At 59.2% G+C, this 15,317-nt stretch carries 15 protein-coding genes and 2 tRNA genes; 12 read left to right on the top strand and 5 right to left on the bottom strand.

Going from position 1 to position 15,317, the window contains the following annotated elements:
- Positions 1-28: 28 nt before the first annotated feature.
- From O2N64_RS13070 to O2N64_RS13060, 3 genes are all read left to right on the top strand, one after another.
- On the top strand, positions 29-1,396 hold the full coding sequence (locus O2N64_RS13070) for an O-antigen polymerase (protein WP_271078021.1): 1,368 nt from the start codon (positions 29-31) through the stop codon (positions 1,394-1,396).
- 130 nt (positions 1,397-1,526) lie between these two features.
- The gene (locus tag O2N64_RS13065; RefSeq protein ID WP_271078020.1) at positions 1,527-2,363 is read left to right on the top strand and encodes a glycosyltransferase family 2 protein; all 837 of its coding nucleotides are present in this window, start codon (positions 1,527-1,529) and stop codon (positions 2,361-2,363) included.
- A gap of 29 nt (positions 2,364-2,392) precedes the next feature.
- Positions 2,393-3,361: a UDP-glucuronic acid decarboxylase family protein gene (locus tag O2N64_RS13060; protein ID WP_271078019.1), complete on the top strand. Its 969-nt coding sequence runs from the start codon at positions 2,393-2,395 to the stop codon at positions 3,359-3,361.
- A gap of 365 nt (positions 3,362-3,726) precedes the next feature.
- Here O2N64_RS13060 and O2N64_RS13055 read toward each other — a convergent pair whose 3' ends face one another.
- The 3 genes from O2N64_RS13055 to O2N64_RS13045 all read right to left on the bottom strand — a co-directional run bounded on the left by O2N64_RS13055 (position 3,727) and on the right by O2N64_RS13045 (position 5,760).
- Positions 3,727-4,833, bottom strand: a complete 1,107-nt coding sequence (locus O2N64_RS13055) for a helix-turn-helix domain-containing protein (RefSeq protein WP_271078018.1) — start codon at positions 4,831-4,833, stop codon at positions 3,727-3,729.
- 54 nt (positions 4,834-4,887) lie between these two features.
- A complete protein-coding gene (locus O2N64_RS13050; RefSeq protein WP_271078017.1) occupies positions 4,888-5,481 on the bottom strand; it encodes a hypothetical protein in 594 nt (197 codons plus the stop codon).
- A gap of 202 nt (positions 5,482-5,683) precedes the next feature.
- Positions 5,684-5,760 (bottom strand) — tRNA-Pro (locus O2N64_RS13045).
- Between the two features lie 210 nt (positions 5,761-5,970).
- Here O2N64_RS13045 and O2N64_RS13040 point away from each other — a divergent pair.
- The 9 genes from O2N64_RS13040 to O2N64_RS13000 all read left to right on the top strand — a co-directional run bounded on the left by O2N64_RS13040 (position 5,971) and on the right by O2N64_RS13000 (position 14,496).
- Positions 5,971-6,966, top strand: coding sequence for an NAD-dependent epimerase/dehydratase family protein (locus tag O2N64_RS13040; protein WP_271078016.1), 996 nt, complete (start codon positions 5,971-5,973; stop codon positions 6,964-6,966).
- 61 nt (positions 6,967-7,027) lie between these two features.
- Complete coding sequence (locus O2N64_RS13035) at positions 7,028-7,972, top strand: thymidylate synthase (protein WP_271078015.1); 945 nt, start codon at positions 7,028-7,030, stop codon at positions 7,970-7,972.
- A 109-nt stretch (positions 7,973-8,081) separates the two neighbouring features.
- Positions 8,082-9,374, top strand: a complete 1,293-nt coding sequence (locus tag O2N64_RS13030) for a 3-methyl-2-oxobutanoate dehydrogenase (2-methylpropanoyl-transferring) subunit alpha (protein ID WP_271078014.1) — start codon at positions 8,082-8,084, stop codon at positions 9,372-9,374.
- On the top strand, positions 9,371-10,225 hold the full coding sequence (locus O2N64_RS13025; protein ID WP_271078013.1) for an alpha/beta hydrolase family protein: 855 nt from the start codon (positions 9,371-9,373) through the stop codon (positions 10,223-10,225). Before O2N64_RS13030 ends, O2N64_RS13025 begins: the two co-directional genes overlap by 4 nt.
- 74 nt (positions 10,226-10,299) lie before the next feature.
- Positions 10,300-11,304, top strand: coding sequence for an alpha-ketoacid dehydrogenase subunit beta (locus O2N64_RS13020; protein WP_271079663.1), 1,005 nt, complete (start codon positions 10,300-10,302; stop codon positions 11,302-11,304).
- 5 nt (positions 11,305-11,309) lie between these two features.
- The gene (locus O2N64_RS13015; RefSeq protein ID WP_271078012.1) at positions 11,310-12,662 is read left to right on the top strand and encodes a dihydrolipoamide acetyltransferase family protein; all 1,353 of its coding nucleotides are present in this window, start codon (positions 11,310-11,312) and stop codon (positions 12,660-12,662) included.
- A 105-nt stretch (positions 12,663-12,767) separates the two neighbouring features.
- Positions 12,768-12,844, top strand: a tRNA-Asp gene (locus O2N64_RS13010).
- Between the two features lie 78 nt (positions 12,845-12,922).
- Positions 12,923-14,062, top strand: a complete 1,140-nt coding sequence (locus tag O2N64_RS13005; protein ID WP_271078011.1) for an iron-containing alcohol dehydrogenase — start codon at positions 12,923-12,925, stop codon at positions 14,060-14,062.
- Positions 14,059-14,496: an acyl-CoA thioesterase gene (locus O2N64_RS13000; protein ID WP_271078010.1), complete on the top strand. Its 438-nt coding sequence runs from the start codon at positions 14,059-14,061 to the stop codon at positions 14,494-14,496. Before O2N64_RS13005 ends, O2N64_RS13000 begins: the two co-directional genes overlap by 4 nt.
- Here the strand turns inward: O2N64_RS13000 and O2N64_RS12995 are convergent.
- A complete protein-coding gene (locus tag O2N64_RS12995; protein ID WP_271078009.1) occupies positions 14,493-14,717 on the bottom strand; it encodes a DUF2842 domain-containing protein in 225 nt (74 codons plus the stop codon). The genes O2N64_RS13000 and O2N64_RS12995 overlap by 4 nt on opposite strands.
- Positions 14,714-15,316, bottom strand: coding sequence for a 5-formyltetrahydrofolate cyclo-ligase (locus O2N64_RS12990; RefSeq protein ID WP_271078008.1), 603 nt, complete (start codon positions 15,314-15,316; stop codon positions 14,714-14,716). The genes O2N64_RS12995 and O2N64_RS12990 overlap by 4 nt, the downstream gene beginning before the upstream one ends.
- Position 15,317: the final 1 nt, after the last annotated feature.

Raw genomic sequence — 15,317 nt, 5'->3', positions numbered from 1 at the left:
ATCGAATTGACAGGATAGACCGAAAACAATGAGTTTTGCCCTGTTCCTGCTCCTCGCGACGGCGCTCGTGATGTTCTCTTTCGGCGTCCTGCGCATCAGGAAAATCCTGACGCTGCCGGTTGTGGTGGCGTATCTATATCTGGCATTTTTTGTTCCCCAGGCCCTGCACTTGGAGCGCGATGTCTACGGGCCCTGGCTCAACGCCGATTTTCTCTTCCTCTATATGACGGCTGCTCTGATCGCGCTCGCGCTCGGGTTTTATGTGACATCCTCCGGTTTGCTTGGAGGGCCAGCCGAGCAGCGCCGCAAGACCACCGCATTCGAGCGCTGGCGCTTGCCCGGCAACGTGAGTGCGCCGATGAACAAATACGAGCAGAAACTGCTAGCCGGAGCCATTGTGCTTTGGCTGATCGGGGCGGTGGCGAACTATCAGCTGAGCGCCACAGACACATCCGAACTCGGCAATATGTGGACGGGGGTTGCGACGCTCTGGTTTCTGCTCGGCCAGTCGACCTTTTTCTCGCTGGCAATCGCTGCTCTGCTTTACGCGAGGACGGGGAGGAAAGTTTATCTCATCATCGGCTTGCTTACGCTGAGTGCTGTTCTCATCGGCTTTGGCGGCAATGTGAAACGCCATATGATTGCCGAAACACTCATTATCCTCGGTGGCAGCATATTCTTCGTGTTCAACTGGCGCCCCCCACGCGTGGCGGTCTTTGCAATTTGCTTCCTTGGCATGGTGCTGTTGCATCAGGTGGGTGACGTGCGCGCCTATATCCAGCGCGGAGAGGGGACCGTCGTCAGCGCTTTCGTGGAAGGCGTTCCTTTTGAACGTTTCTCCTATTTCCAAGCCGATGACGCACCCGAGCTGTCCATCGCTGCGCTCGATATTCATTATGCCCGCGAGCAGGATGTGGCTGAGGGCCCCGTCGAGCTCTGGAACGATCTGGTCCTGCGCTATGTCCCTGCCTTCGCACTTGGCCGCGATTTCAAGGATTCGCTCATGATGGAGCATGAGTTGGCGCAGGAGGGCATGGATTACGAAATGTATGCCACGCCGGGCATCACGCACACCGGCTTTTCCGACACATTCCGCTCATTCAGCTACTTTGGCGTTCTGGTATTCGGCCTGATCGGGATGCTGTTTGGATGGCTTTGGAAACATGCACTCGCGGGCGCATTCTGGGCGCAGTTCTATTATCTTATCCTGCTGAACGATGCGCTTGTTGCATTCACCCAGTCTTCTGCCCGCTTCCTTTCAGGGCTGCCTTTCATACTGGCCGTAACTCTGCCTTTCATCTGGCGATTTGGGCAGAAGGTCTACCATACGCGGCAAGCTCGTCGGAGGGCGCACGAGACTGCAGATCGACCGCCTGCGACGGGGCGTCCGGCATAGTTGCTCGAGTATAGCGCGAAGGGCTGAGGGCCGGTTCCATCGGGGTTGAAAGCTCCTGCGAAATCCGCCAATGCGTCGGCGCGCTCCGAGACGAGCACCTTCCTGAATTCCAATTGGCTACTTGGCGGAAATGACTGCGAACTCTGATATTCTGCCCGTCACCGTAGCTGTTCCCGTCAAGAACGAGGAAGCGAACCTGGCCAAATGCCTCGAGCGGCTGGGCCGGTTTGCCGAAATCGTAGTCATTGATAGCGGCTCGAGCGACCGGACGACCGAGATCGCGCACGAATTTGGCGCGCGGGTGGTCGATTTCCAGTGGGACGGCAAATTCCCGAAAAAGCGCAACTGGTTCCTGATGAACGATCCGCCGCAGCAGGACTGGGTCCTGTTCCTTGATGCGGACGAGTTCATCGATGACGCGTTCTGCGATGAGCTGGCGCGCACCCTGCCAAATACCGGCAAGAGCGGCTTCTGGATCCAGTACGACAATTACTTCCTCGGCAAGCAGATGAAGCACGGTCTCGCTCAGCGCAAACTGGCGCTGCTGCGCACCGGCAAGGCGCTGTTCGAGCGGATCGATGAAGACGGCTGGAGCACGCTGGATATGGAAATCCACGAGCATCCCATCGTCGAAGGCGAGGTGGGCGAAATCACCGCGCGCATCGATCACCGCGATTTCAAGCCGCTCGATACATTCATCGCCAAGCATCTGGAATACGCAAAATGGGAAGCGCGGCGCTACGCGCTTGTGGAGCAGGACTCCGAGCTGTGGGAACGGTTCACACCGCGCCAGCAGTTCAAATACCGGCACCTGGCCAAATGGTGGTATCCGGCTTTCTATTTCCTTTTCACCTACGTCGCCAAAGGCGGTTTCCTCGACGGTGGCACAGGCTTCCACTACGCGGCGTACAAGACTTGGTATTTTCACACGATTCGGCTGTTGATCAGGCAACAGCAATCGGCATGATCGACATGCGATTTTGATAGGAGTTTCTGGTGGCCCGACTTTACGACAGCCGCAAACGTATTCTGATTACCGGCGGCGCCGGCTTCCTGGGCTCGCACCTCACTGATCGGCTGCTCGATCAGGGGCACGAAATCATCTGTGCCGACAATCTGTTCACCGGCACCAAGCGCAATATCGAGCATCTGCACAATCACCCGCGCTTTGAGTTCATGCGCCATGATGTGACGTTCCCGCTCTATGTGGAAGTGGACGAGATCTACAATCTCGCCTGCCCGGCAAGCCCGATCCACTACCAGCATGACCCCGTCGCGACGACGAAGACGAGTGTGCACGGCGCGATCAACATGCTCGGCCTTGCAAAGCGTTTGGGCGCAAAGATTTTCCAGGCTTCCACCAGCGAGGTATACGGCGATCCGCATGTCCACCCGCAGCCCGAAGAGTACTGGGGCAACGTCAATCCCATCGGCACGCGCTCCTGCTATGACGAAGGCAAGCGCTGCGCCGAAACGCTGTTCTTCGATTATCACCGTCAGCATGATCTGAAGATCAAGGTTGCGCGCATCTTCAACACCTACGGCCCGCGCATGCACCATGCAGACGGCCGCGTGGTGTCGAACTTCATCGTGCAGGCGTTGCTGGGCGAAAATATCACCATCTATGGCGATGGATCGCAGACGCGCTCCTTCTGCTATGTCGACGACCTCGTCGAAGGTTTCATCCGCCTCATGGAAACGCAAGACGATGTGACCGGTCCGATCAATCTCGGCAATCCGGGCGAATTCACGATCAAGGAACTGGCGGAAAAGGTTATCGCCATGACCGACTCGGGCTCCAAACTCGAATTCCTCGACCTGCCGTCGGACGATCCCAAGCAGCGCAAGCCGGTGATCGAAAAGGCCAAGGAAAAGCTCGACTGGGAGCCGAAAGTCTCGCTCGACGAAGGTCTGGAAAAGACCATCGCCTATTTCCGCGAACGACTGCCGGAATTGCAGAGCTGAGGTTTTGGGCTGAGAGGAGCTCCCGGGCTATCGCTTGGGAGTTTTTCGGCCAAAGCCATCCACCGGATGGCTTTGCGTCACGAAAAACTGGTCGGGGAGAGAGGATTCGAACCTCCGGCCCCTGCCTCCCGAAAACACGTCTCTAAATGCTAAGCCATTGAAAAAATTGGAGTGGATTTGGGGAAAATCGCATTGAATGGCATCTAATTAGGTTCAATTTACCAAAAAAGGTTCAAGTTGAACCTCCGACCCCTGTCTTTCTGGTGGGTGACGTGGCGACATTCTTTCGTGCTGCGGCATCAAAACACAGAAGCCGCTTCTGATGTCGCGCACGGCGTTTCGATGAGAAATCCGTAGGCGCAATTCTACCTGTTGGGATGCAACTGGATAACGTTGTCCGCGCTGGAAATTGGGGCTGATGGATTTAACTCAATACCCGTGAGCTGTACCAGCATTTCACGCTTCAATCCCGCTTTCATTCCAACTGACAGAACACCGCCAGGGATCGCTTCATCAAGCGCGTCGATGACCTTGGGAAGCAGTTCTGGATATTCGAGGGGTAGCGACCCGTCATTATCAAACTTCTCGACCTTCGATTGGCCCGTTTTACGCAAGTAGATATTTGCGGTTCGATATTGAGCGGGGGTCAGGATCCTCAAATCAAATGCGCGTCGCACAATCGCGCTCACCGACATTCGCCATCTCAATTTCAACTTGTACAAAGCCTGCCAGTCGATCCTCTTTCCTCTCGGGAATTCACGGAGGACTGCTCCGCGTGGGAATAAGAACGCTCCTGCAAATCTGTGCGCTTCCTTCTCAGTCGCTTGGTCACCAGTCTGAATTCCACGATGCATGATCAAATGCCCACATTCATGGGCGAGATCGAAGCGCTGCCGAAAAAGGCTCTGCTTTAGAGAACTCCTAACAATGATCGGTCGGCGCCGGTCCATCGAGAAGGCATCAACCTTCTCGGACAAATCTTCGAAATATGTAACGACCGCGCCGGCATTCTCGACGACGCGCATCATATTCTTGATCGGGCCGGTCGAGCCCAACTTCCAATGGATTCTTGCGGCCTCGGCGGCTTGCTCGATTTCTTCGAAATTCGAAACGGGAATGTCAGGGAAGTCGACTGTCGGGAGGCTTAGAACTCCCTCGATCGACGCTACCAACTTATCCAAGAGAGTGCCGCGCGCCAGCACCTGGCTCGTGACATATGCGGGGCGAGAACTGAGGCCACGGAAATGGCACTGTTCCGGGCGCACGGTCGATGGGACCAAATCAGCAAAGAAATCCTCAGTTACGCCGAGCGCCTCAGCGAGAATCTCGACATGCTCTGTGGACGCGGATCTCGAGCCATTCTCCAGCTGATGAATAAACTGACGAGAGGTCGCAATCCTCTCAGCCACTTCTTCTAGAGACAACCCGTGCGCAAGCCGGGCGAGTCTAAGCTGCTCGCCGGCGAACTCCATTTGTGTTTTCATTGTTACCTACAGTACTCTCACACTCGGTGGCTATTGCCATCTCTAATCGTTCGTGCCGTCCTTCCTCTCTTTTCGGGCAACTTCCACTGTCGGTGCAGCCAGATCGACACCATCGTCGACTTCGACGTCCAGCGGGCTCACCTTGCTCACGGACTGATCCAAAGGGATTTGCCAGGTCAGCATCGGGGTATCGCCTACAAGAACGACAAACGATATTGCTTCGATCGATCCGTCAAAATCGGTCTCGACGGCGAAGCGATAAAGGGGACGGCCGGACAATCTTGAAAGCTCTTCATCCGAAAAGAGTGCACCCTGCTTAATTTCATCAAACGACTGCCGAAGTGTCCGCTGGTTGGGATCGTCAGGTTTGCCGCGATAAAAGCGCGCAGGAACACCGCCGATGCTGAATACAAATTCCATTGAGGAATTGAGAATATTGAGCCACTCGTGATCTTCAGCGGCCGTCGCTATTTCATGGCACTGAAAAGCGAAGGCCTCGCATCCTACTGTCCATCCAGTACAGCCGAACCGAGGAGCAAAGCGATCAAGGGCGTTGTCGCGCCCCATCTGAATCAGCTTCGCGACAGTACTCAGGCGGTCTTCAGTTAGTGCAGGGTGGTGTTCCCAAGGCGTCATAAGGCATCTCCGGTCTAGACTGCCTAGAAAGTGCATTTCGTATAAAATGTCAAGCAGAAGCCAGATTTGTCAACAGATCTAACCGGCATCGTTCTCCGGGAAAGGATGGGGGGCACGCACAGATTAGGCCTCCTCGGAAGATCGGGGTTCAAATTGTGGCTCCGACCCCTGTCTTTCTTGGGGGTTAAGTAATTGAAATTGCTGGTCGGGGAGAGAGGATTCGAACCTCCGGCCCCTGCCTCCCGAAGACAGTGCTCTACCAGGCTGAGCTACTCCCCGACCGGATGCGTTGCGGAGGCGAACCCCCGCGAGGCAGAGGCGGCCCTATAGGAGGAGTGGCGAGTGCTGGCAAGCCCGCTTTCGCCGCGCCAGCCAATGGCCCGGTGATTGGTCTTTTCACTTGACGGTAAGGCCTATGCTGCCATTGCGCCGCCACGCATGCGATGCCACTAACCATCGCGCACAGCATCGAATGTTCAAGGGGCAGTAATGCGGGTTCTCATCACCGGAGCGGCAGGCTTTATCGGGGCGGCTTTGGTCGATGCCCTGCTGGCGCGCGGTGACAGCGTGATCGGGCTAGATGACTGCAATGCCTATTACGATCCGCAGCTGAAGGCAGACCGGATCTCCCGTCTCGAAGGACGGGGAGGGGACTTCACGTTCCACAAGGTCAATTTTGCCGACATGGCAGCGCTCTCTGCGGCGCTTGATGGCGAGAGTTTCGACGCGATCGTTCACTTGGGTGCGCAGGCGGGCGTCCGCTATTCGATCGAGAATCCGGCGGCTTACGTCCAGTCCAATGTCGTGGGCCATGCCAACATGCTGGAGATCGCGCGCCACCGCGAGGTAGAGCATATGGTCTATGCCAGCTCCTCCAGCGTTTATGGCGGAAACGACAAATTGCCTTTCAGCGTCGATGACCGCGCGGATCATCCCGTCAGCCTCTACGCCGCGACCAAGCGGGCGGATGAGATGATGAGCGAAAGCTACGCCCATCTCTACCGCATCCCTCTAACCGGCCTGCGCTTCTTCACCGTCTATGGCCCGTGGGGCCGCCCTGACATGGCGATGTGGATTTTCACGAAGAAGATCCTCGCCGGCGAACCCATCCCGGTTTTCAACAAAGGCGAGATGTGGCGCGATTTCACTTACATCGAGGATATCGTCGCAGGCGTTGTTGCAGCGCTCGACAATCCGCCTGCCGATGATGGCAATGTGAAAGCGGGTGGATCTTCGAAGCCACACGCGCTCTACAACATCGGCAACAATCGCTCCGAAAAGCTGACCCGCGTGATCGAGCTTTTGGGCGAGGCATGTGGCCGCGAAGTGCAGATCGACTGGCAACCGATGCAAAAGGGCGATGTGCAGCGGACCTATGCCGATATCGAAGCGATCGAGCGCGATCTGGGCTATGCGCCCAGCACCACAATCGACGAAGGCGTGCCGCGTTTTGTCGACTGGTATCGTCACTATACGGGCGAATGAAGCGCCCATGACAGTGACGGCGACAGTGGCGCGGCGCATCGCGCTTTGCTAGCCCACCGGCATGAGTGATTCCTCGCGCCACCCGGAATGGCAATATCTCGATCTCATGCGCCATATCTGGGAGCATGGGGACAAGCGGATTGACCGCACGGGCGTGGGCACGCGCTCCGTTTTCGGAACAATGCTGCGCTTCGATCTGGGCGATGATCGCATCCCGCTGCTCACCACCAAACGCGTGTTCTGGAAGGCCGCCGTGCGCGAGATGCTGTGGTTCCTGACAGGCGACACGAACATCCGGCCGCTGCTGCAGCAAGGCGTGCGCATCTGGTCTGACTGGCCACTCGCCAAATACCGCCAGAAAAGCGGCGAGGATATTTCGCAGGAAGACTTCGAAAAGCGCATTGTCGAGGACGAGGCCTTTGCCGCCAATTGGGGCGATCTGGGGCCGGTCTATGGCAAGCAGTGGGTCGACTGGCCGACTTACGAATACGGAGCGGATGGCAAATACACCAAGGGCCCCGGCATCAATCAGGTCGCCGAAGTGGTCGAAAGCCTCAAGAGCAATCCGGGCAGTCGCCGTCACATCATCGAAGGGTGGAACGTCGCGGAGCTCGCCCGGATGGCGCTGCCGCCCTGTCACAAGACCTATCAGTTCCACGTCGCGGGTGAGGGCGATCAGGCGCGGCTGAATTGCCTGCTGTACCAGCGCAGCTGCGATGTCGCTCTTGGCCTGCCGTTCAACCTGGTTGGCGCGGCGGTGCTCACCCGCATGATGGCGGCGCAAACGGGCCTGCAACCCGGCGAACTGGTGTGGAGCGGAGGGGATACCCACCTCTATCTCAACCATACGGAGCTGGTCGAAGAACAGCTGACGCGGGAACCGGCGGGGACGCCGCGCCTTACTTTGTTGAGGAAGCCGCCGACGATTTTCGATTATCGTTTCGAAGACTTCGAAGTGAGCGATTACGAGCCACAGGGCATCCTGCGCGCACCGGTGGCGGTCTAACGTGATTGCGGCGGATTGACGGTTTCAGGCGAAACTAATATAAATGCGCCGCAGTAAAACATTCTAACGCGCGGGCTTCAGGGCACGCGGTGCTTTTTGGGAGAGCAGCATGGCCAAAGCCGGCGACAAAGAGGGCAGCAACCGCCCTGCGCTAGCGCTCCATGTGCCGGAGCCGAAATACCGGCCCGGCGACAAAGTCGATTTCAGCCATATCCAGGTGCCGGAAGCAGGCGCGGCACCGCGTCCTGATGAGGCGTGCGAGGCGAAAGAAACCTATCCGCTGTGCGATGATCTCATCCGTGTTCTGGGTGATGATGACAAGGCGCACGGGCCTTGGGATCCGCGGCTTGATGCCGATACGCTTCGCCGCATGCTGCGCGAAATGGCGCTGACCCGCGCTTTCGACACGCGCATGTATCGCGCCCAGCGGCAGGGCAAAACCAGCTTCTACATGAAGTGTACGGGTGAAGAGGCGACCAGCGTCTGCGCCACCCATGCTCTTGCCGGGGATGACATGATTTTCCCCAGCTACCGCCAGCAGGGCTGCCTGATCGCGCGCGGTTATGAGCCTGAGGAGATGATCAACCAGATCTATTCCAACAAGGCCGACAAGCTGAAGGGCCGCCAGCTGCCGATCATGTACTGCTCGAAGCGGCTCAGCTTCTTCACGATCAGCGGCAACCTTGCGACCCAGCTTCCGCAGGCGACCGGCTTTGCGATGGCGAGCGCTAGCAAGGGCGATTCGCGTATCGCTGCCACTTGGGTGGGTGAGGGCAGCACGGCGGAAGGCGACTTCCACTCCGCGCTGACTTTCGCGACCGTCTACAACGCGCCGGTCATTTTCAACGTCATCAACAACCAGTGGGCGATTTCGTCCTTCTCCGGCTTTGCGGGTGCCGAGCGGGCAACGTTCGCCGCGCGCGCCATCGGCTATGGCATGGCGGGCCTGCGGGTGGACGGCAACGATCCGCTCGCCGTTTATGCTGCCGAACGCTGGGCAGCGGACCGCGCTCGCGCCAATGGCGGGCCGACGCTGATCGAGCACTTTACCTACCGCGCCGAGGGACATTCGACGTCGGACGACCCAAGCCAATATCGCTCCGCCGAAGAGCGTGACGAATGGCCGATGGGCGACCCGGTCATGCGGCTCAAGAACCACCTCATTGCTCTTGGCGAATGGTCTGAGGAGCAGCAGGAAGAGCAGGACGCAGAACTCGATAACATGGTGAAGCAGGCGCAGAAGGATGCCGAAAAGAACGGTATCCTCGGCCACGGCCTGCACCACCCGTTCCACACCATGTTCGAAGATGTCTTCGAGGAACTGCCCTGGCATCTGGAAGAGCAGGCCGATCAGGCGATCCGCGAGAGGCAGATCAAATTCCCGGAGGATCCGGCAGAATGAGGCTCGCGCTATCGCGCCGGATGTTTATGGCGGCGGCATTGGCTGCGCCCCTCGCTTTGCATCTTCCAGTGGAGGCGAGCACGGGCGGCCAAGGGTCGCAGGTTATCGAGCTGCCACTCGGTGATGACCGTGCGGTGCCTCTTACCATCTGGGAACCCGAAGCTGCGCAAGGTGTCGCGCTCTTTTCGCATGGGTATAATAGCTGGCCGACCGCGTACGACGCCCTTGCACAGCGACTGAGTTCTTTGGGCTACGTCGTTCTTGCACCCTTGCATCCGGATTCCTTGCGTTCGGAGCAAGCCGGCCAGATTTCTCCGCAGGACAGTTTCCGCGCGCGGCTAGAGAACATGGCGGCCACTTCGGCCTTTGCAGCGACGCAATTCCCGGACTTACCGGTTATCGCGGCAGGTCATAGTTTCGGAAGCCTCGACGCGATGCTGCTTGGCGGTGCATCTGCCGGAGGCGCCCGATTGCGCGATACGCGTGTCACTGCCGTGCTCGGTTTTTCTAGCCCGGGGCTGGTGCCGGGGCTGATTGACGCGAGCAGCTTTGTCGGGATTGACGTGCCGATGCTCCTTATTTCTGGTACCCAGGACACGGTACCCGGACTGGTCGATGACGCAGAGCAACACCTTGTTCCTGTTCAACAAAGCGGAACGGCGGCATGGGGCCTCGTTCTCGAGGGCGCATCTCATGATTTTGCCGCAGACGATGCAATGCTCGGGCGCGCATGGCCCGTTGTGAGCGCTTTCCTTGGTTCGCAAGGTCAGCCAGACCCGAGCGCAGGTTTGGTCGGAATTTCTCTGGCTGCCGGTGATCGAATGATACTGAGTGAAGGAGCGGAGCGATGAGCGACGCGATAACCCAAGAACAGGACGGCGCTGCTTCGCATACCGAAGCCAGCGAAGCCGGCGAAACCAAACACATGAACATGATCGAGGCGATCAATTCCGCGCTCGACGTCATGCTGGACCGCGATGACAACGTCACCCTGCTGGGCGAGGACATCGGTTATTTCGGCGGCGTGTTCCGCTGCACTGCCGGCCTGCAGGAAAAATACGGCAAGACCCGCGTGTTCGATACGCCGATTTCCGAATGCGGCATTATCGGTGTCGCGGTGGGAATGGGGGCCTATGGCCTGCGCCCGGTGCCCGAAATCCAGTTCGCCGATTACATCTATCCCGGGCTTGACCAGCTGATTTCCGAAGCGGCGCGCTTGCGCTACCGCTCGGCGGGTGAGTTCATCGCCCCGATGACGGTGCGCAGCCCGTTTGGCGGCGGTATTTTCGGCGGACAGACGCACTCGCAAAGTCCCGAAGCGATCTTCACCCATGTCTCCGGCCTGAAAACAGTAATTCCCGCGACGCCCTACGACGCGAAGGGCCTGCTGATCAGCTGTATCGAAGACAATGATCCGGTGATCTTCTTCGAGCCGAAGCGTATCTATAACGGCCCGTTCAACGGCTATTACGACAAGCCCGCCAAGAGCTGGAAAGAACATCCTGAGGCGCAGGTGCCGGAGGGGTATTACAAGATCCCGCTCGGCAAGGCGCGGCAGGTGACCGACGGCGACCAGCTTACCATTCTCGCCTATGGCACGATGGTGCATGTGGTGGAGAGCGTGTGCCGGGAAAAGGGCGTTGAGGCTGAAATCCTCGATCTGCGCACTCTCGTTCCGCTCGATATCGAAGCGATCGAAGCATCCATCGAACGCACCGGCCGCTGCCTGATCGTGCATGAGGCGACGCGCACATCCGGCTTCGGCGCAGAGCTTTCCGCGCTGGTGACAGAGCGTTGCTTTTACCACCTCGAGGCTCCGGTCGAACGCGTCACCGGCTTCGACACACCCTATCCGCACAGCCTCGAATGGGCGTATTTCCCCGGTCCCGTCCGCATTGGCGAGGCCATCGACAAGATTTTGCAGGACTGATCACCATGGCACGTTACTCGCACCCCATGCCCGACATCGGTGAAGGCATCACCGAAGCGGAAATCGTCACCTGGCAAAAGCAGGTCGGCGACCGTGTCGAGGAAGACGAAGAAGTCGTCGACATGATGACCGACAAGGCCACCGTGCCGCTGGAAAGCCCGGTGACCGGCAAGCTCGTCGAGATCGCTGGCGAAGCTGGCGACATGGTCGCCATCGGCAGCCCGATCTTCGTGATCGAAGTCGAAGGCGAAGTGCCTGACGATGTGGCTGAAGAGGCAGAAGCTGCCGAAGCTGCGCCTGCGCCGAAGGACGAAGAAGTCGAAAAGCGCATCGAAGTCGAAAATCCCGATCCGTCTGACCAAGAAGATGCGGCGAAGGCGGCTCCCGAAGAACCCACACCCGCTCGTCCTGAGCCTGTCGAAGGGCGAAAAGACGAAACGTCGGAATATCGCGCTTCGACAAGCTCAGCACGAACGGACTCCGGCGATAGTTCCAAGGTCCTCGCCACTCCCGCCGTGCGGAAGCGCGCACGCGACATGGGTATCGATCTCGCGCAGGTGAAAGCGGCTGAGGACGGCCGTGTGCGCCATGCCGATCTCGACGCCTTCATTTCCTATTCGGGCGGCTATGCCGGAGCCGGAAAGGCGCGTGCGGACGAGGAAATCAAAGTCATCGGCCTGCGCAAGCGCATCGCCGAGAACATGGCAGCAGCCAAGCGCAACATTCCGCACTTCACCTATGTTGAGGAATGCGATGTGACCGAGCTGGAGCGCACCCGCGCGCAGCTCAATGACAATCGCGGGGACAAGCCCAAGCTCACCATGCTCCCGCTGCTGATCACCGCGATCTGCAAGGTGCTGCCCGATTTCCCAATGATCAACGCCCGCTTCGATGACGAGGCGAAGGTGGTGACGCGCCACGGCAGTGTGCATCTGGGCATGGCGACGATGACCGATAACGGCTTGATGGTCCCTGTCATTCGCGATGCGCAGGGCAAGAACCTGTACCAGCTCGCCAATGACATCCAGCGCCTCGCCAACGCCGCGCGCGATGGCAGCGCGAAGTCGGAAGAGCTTTCCGGCTCGACGCTGACAATTACGTCGCTCGGCCCTTTGGGCGGTGTTGCGACAACGCCGGTCATCAATCGGCCGGAAGTCGCTATCATCGGCCCGAATCGCATCGTCGAACGCCCGATGTTCGTGACCCAGCCTGACGGCAGCGAGCGGGTGGAAAAGCGCAAGCTTATGAACATTTCGATCAGCTGCGATCACCGGGTTGTCGATGGCTATGACGCCGCTGCATTCGTGCAGGAAGTGAAGAAAATGATCGAGGCCCCGGCACGCATTCTGGCGGGCTGAGGCCATCGGATAAAAAGAGTTCAAAAAGGCGCGCAAGGTGTGTTGACAGCCAATCGGCCCTCAACTAGATGCGCGTCTCCCAAGAGGCGCTAGCCGCTTAAATGCGCGGGTGTAGCTCAGTTGGTTAGAGTATCGGCCTGTCACGCCGAGGGTCGCGGGTTCGAGTCCCGTCACTCGCGCCACTTGGGACATTTCTTCAAAGCGATGGAAATTCAGCTCGGGCCTTGCGCCTGCGCGATGCTTTGCGCACAGCTTTGCGTATGAGTGATTTCACATTCCACTACGGCCCACAGGTCACGTCTGGCATCGGCGCAAGCGGCGATCTCGCACCGCTTTTGCCCGATGGACCGGTACTGTTTGTGACCGACGCGAATTTGCGCGCGATTGGCCTGACGGATGCGGCTCTGGCTGGGCTGGCCGAACGCGATGTTGTGATATTTGATGACGTGCAGGAGGACCCGCATGAAGCGAGCGTTCTCGGTGCGCTCGAACTGGCGCGCGAAGCGGGGACGCAGTCTGTCGTCGGGTTTGGCGGTGGTTCGCCAATGGATGTCGCCAAGGCGGCGGCCTATCTGCTCGGCAGCGGGGATGACATCGCGGATATCTACGGCGTCGGAATGGCTGAGGGGCAGGGCGCTCCACTGGTGCTCGTGCCGACGACTGCGGGCACCGGCTCCGAAGCCACGAATATTGCCATCCTCACGGTGGGTGAGACGCAGAAGAAGGGCATCGTCAGCAATGCGCTCTATGCGACTCATGCCGTGCTCGATGCGAGCCTTACCACCGGCCTGCCGCGCCATGTGACAGGGGCGACCGGTGTGGATGCGATGGTGCATGCGATCGAGGCCTATACGACCAGGCGGCTCAAGAACCCGATCTCGGATGCATTGGCGAAAGAGGCGCTGCGGCTGCTGTCCGCCAGTCTCATCACCGCGTGCGAGGAGCCGGATAATCTGGAAGTGCGCGACGCCATGCTCCGTGGTAGCTATCTGGCGGGTGTGGCCTTTTCCAATGCGCCCTGTGCTGGCGTCCATGCGCTCGCCTATCCGCTTGGCGGGCATTTCCATGTGCCACACGGCCTCTCCAACGCGCTGATGCTGCCGCAGGTGCTCGCCCATACCATGCCTGCCGCGCGCGAGCTTTATGCAGAACTGGCCGAAGTGGTAGACCCGACACTGGCGAGCCTCGGTACGCAGGCGAAAGCGCAGGGCTTTGTGGAGGCCATGCGCGATCTGGCGATTGCGGCGGGCCTTTCGCCGCGCCTTGCCGATGTTGGCATAAGCCAAGGGGATCTCGATCTGCTGGCCGATGAAGCCATGCTGCAAACCCGCCTGCTGCAGAACAATATGATCGACATCACCCGCGATGATGCGCGGCGGATGTATGAGGCTGCACTATGAGCGAGACACGCCCCGATCCGCGCGGACGCGATGCCTATTCCGTCTGGCGCAAGATCCCCACGCGATGGGCGGACAATGATGTATATGGCCACGTCAACAATGTCACCTATTACGCGTGGTTCGACACGGCGGTGAATGCGGCGCTGGTGGAGCGCGGCCTGCTCGATATCGAAAACTCCGACATGATCGGCCTCGTGGTGGAAACGCAGTGCCGCTACTTCGCGCCGCTAGCCTTTCCGCAGACTGTCGAGGCGGGTGTGCGGGTCGCGCGGCTCGGGTCATCCAGCGTGCGGTACGAAGTGGGAATTTTCGCTGAAGGCAGCGACAAACCGGCAGCCGAGGGGCACTTCATCCATGTTTATGTCGATCGCGAGACGCGTCGGCCCGTGGCTTTGCCGGAGGATTGGCGCGCCGAACTGGAGCGCTGGAGCTAGCGCTTTTCGCCCCAATTGCCGGTTTCCATCCAGATGAGGAAATTGCGCAGGGGTAAGAGCCAGATCAGGCCCAGAATGATGTAGATCAACGCCTGCACCAGGCCCGGCCAGCTACCGATAATATCGGGCGCATAGCGGGCGATGACGATGCCGTAGATCATCAGCGCTGCAAACAGGCCGAGGATGCCGACAGGAATGCGCCAGGTGGGTTCTGTTCTCATCGCTCAAAAGGTCCGTAAATGCGGGTGGGAGTGACAATCGCAGCAAGCGGCATGTCATGCGCCTCCCGCGGCAGGCTGTCCACTTTCTGGATGTCCCACGCAAGGCCGATAGCGATCGTATCAGGATGCGTCGCAAGCCAGCGATCGTAGAACCCGCCGCCCATGCCGAGCCGCGTACCGCTTTCGGTAAAGCCGACCAGCGGCACGAACAGAACGTCAGGCGTGATTTCGGTCGCGCTCGCCTCTGGCTGCATCACACCGCCCGGGCCCTCCTCCAGATCGCTCTCGCCATAGGGATCAGTGTGGGTGTGAAACGTCATTTGCCCGTCCATCGCAGTAATGCGGGGCAGGGCGATGGTATGACCTTCTTCCATGAAGAAGCGCGCGTATCCTGCTGCAGGTGCTTCGCCGTCAGTCGCGCGATAGAGGCCGATGCTCGCGCCTTCGGGCACCATTGCCAGCACTGGCGCTGGCGGGCGGCGCATAACCAGCGCGCTTACCGCAGGCGAGAGACCGGCTGCGTGCTCGCGGCGCGCCTCGCGGAGCTCTTTGCGTCGTGCGGATTTGAAAGCGGTGATGTCGTTCACAGAGGCGCTCAAT

Source organism: Aurantiacibacter sp. MUD61 (genome assembly GCF_027912455.1).
Taxonomy (GTDB): Bacteria; Pseudomonadota; Alphaproteobacteria; order Sphingomonadales; family Sphingomonadaceae; genus Alteraurantiacibacter.
The sequence above is the reverse complement of the archived record's forward strand: the minus strand, read 5'-3'. Positions and strand labels throughout refer to the sequence as shown.

Bases quoted from the DNA above. Each gene is read 5' to 3' on its own strand.
- O2N64_RS13000 (WP_271078010.1), top strand. From the start codon at position 14,059: ATGAGCGAGACACGCCCCGATCCGCGCGGACGCGATGCCTATTCCGTC.
- O2N64_RS13005 (WP_271078011.1), top strand. From the start codon at position 12,923: ATGAGTGATTTCACATTCCACTACGGCCCACAGGTCACGTCTGGCATC.
- O2N64_RS13050 (WP_271078017.1), bottom strand. From the start codon at position 5,481: ATGACGCCTTGGGAACACCACCCTGCACTAACTGAAGACCGCCTGAGT.
- O2N64_RS13020 (WP_271079663.1), top strand. From the start codon at position 10,300: ATGAACATGATCGAGGCGATCAATTCCGCGCTCGACGTCATGCTGGAC.
- O2N64_RS13030 (WP_271078014.1), top strand. From the start codon at position 8,082: ATGGCCAAAGCCGGCGACAAAGAGGGCAGCAACCGCCCTGCGCTAGCG.
- O2N64_RS13070 (WP_271078021.1), top strand. From the start codon at position 29: ATGAGTTTTGCCCTGTTCCTGCTCCTCGCGACGGCGCTCGTGATGTTC.
- O2N64_RS12995 (WP_271078009.1), bottom strand. From the start codon at position 14,717: ATGAGAACAGAACCCACCTGGCGCATTCCTGTCGGCATCCTCGGCCTG.
- O2N64_RS13025 (WP_271078013.1), top strand. From the start codon at position 9,371: ATGAGGCTCGCGCTATCGCGCCGGATGTTTATGGCGGCGGCATTGGCT.
- O2N64_RS13035 (WP_271078015.1), top strand. From the start codon at position 7,028: ATGAGTGATTCCTCGCGCCACCCGGAATGGCAATATCTCGATCTCATG.
- O2N64_RS13055 (WP_271078018.1), bottom strand. From the start codon at position 4,833: ATGGAGTTCGCCGGCGAGCAGCTTAGACTCGCCCGGCTTGCGCACGGG.
- O2N64_RS13065 (WP_271078020.1), top strand. From the start codon at position 1,527: ATGACTGCGAACTCTGATATTCTGCCCGTCACCGTAGCTGTTCCCGTC.
- O2N64_RS13015 (WP_271078012.1), top strand. From the start codon at position 11,310: ATGGCACGTTACTCGCACCCCATGCCCGACATCGGTGAAGGCATCACC.
- O2N64_RS13040 (WP_271078016.1), top strand. From the start codon at position 5,971: ATGCGGGTTCTCATCACCGGAGCGGCAGGCTTTATCGGGGCGGCTTTG.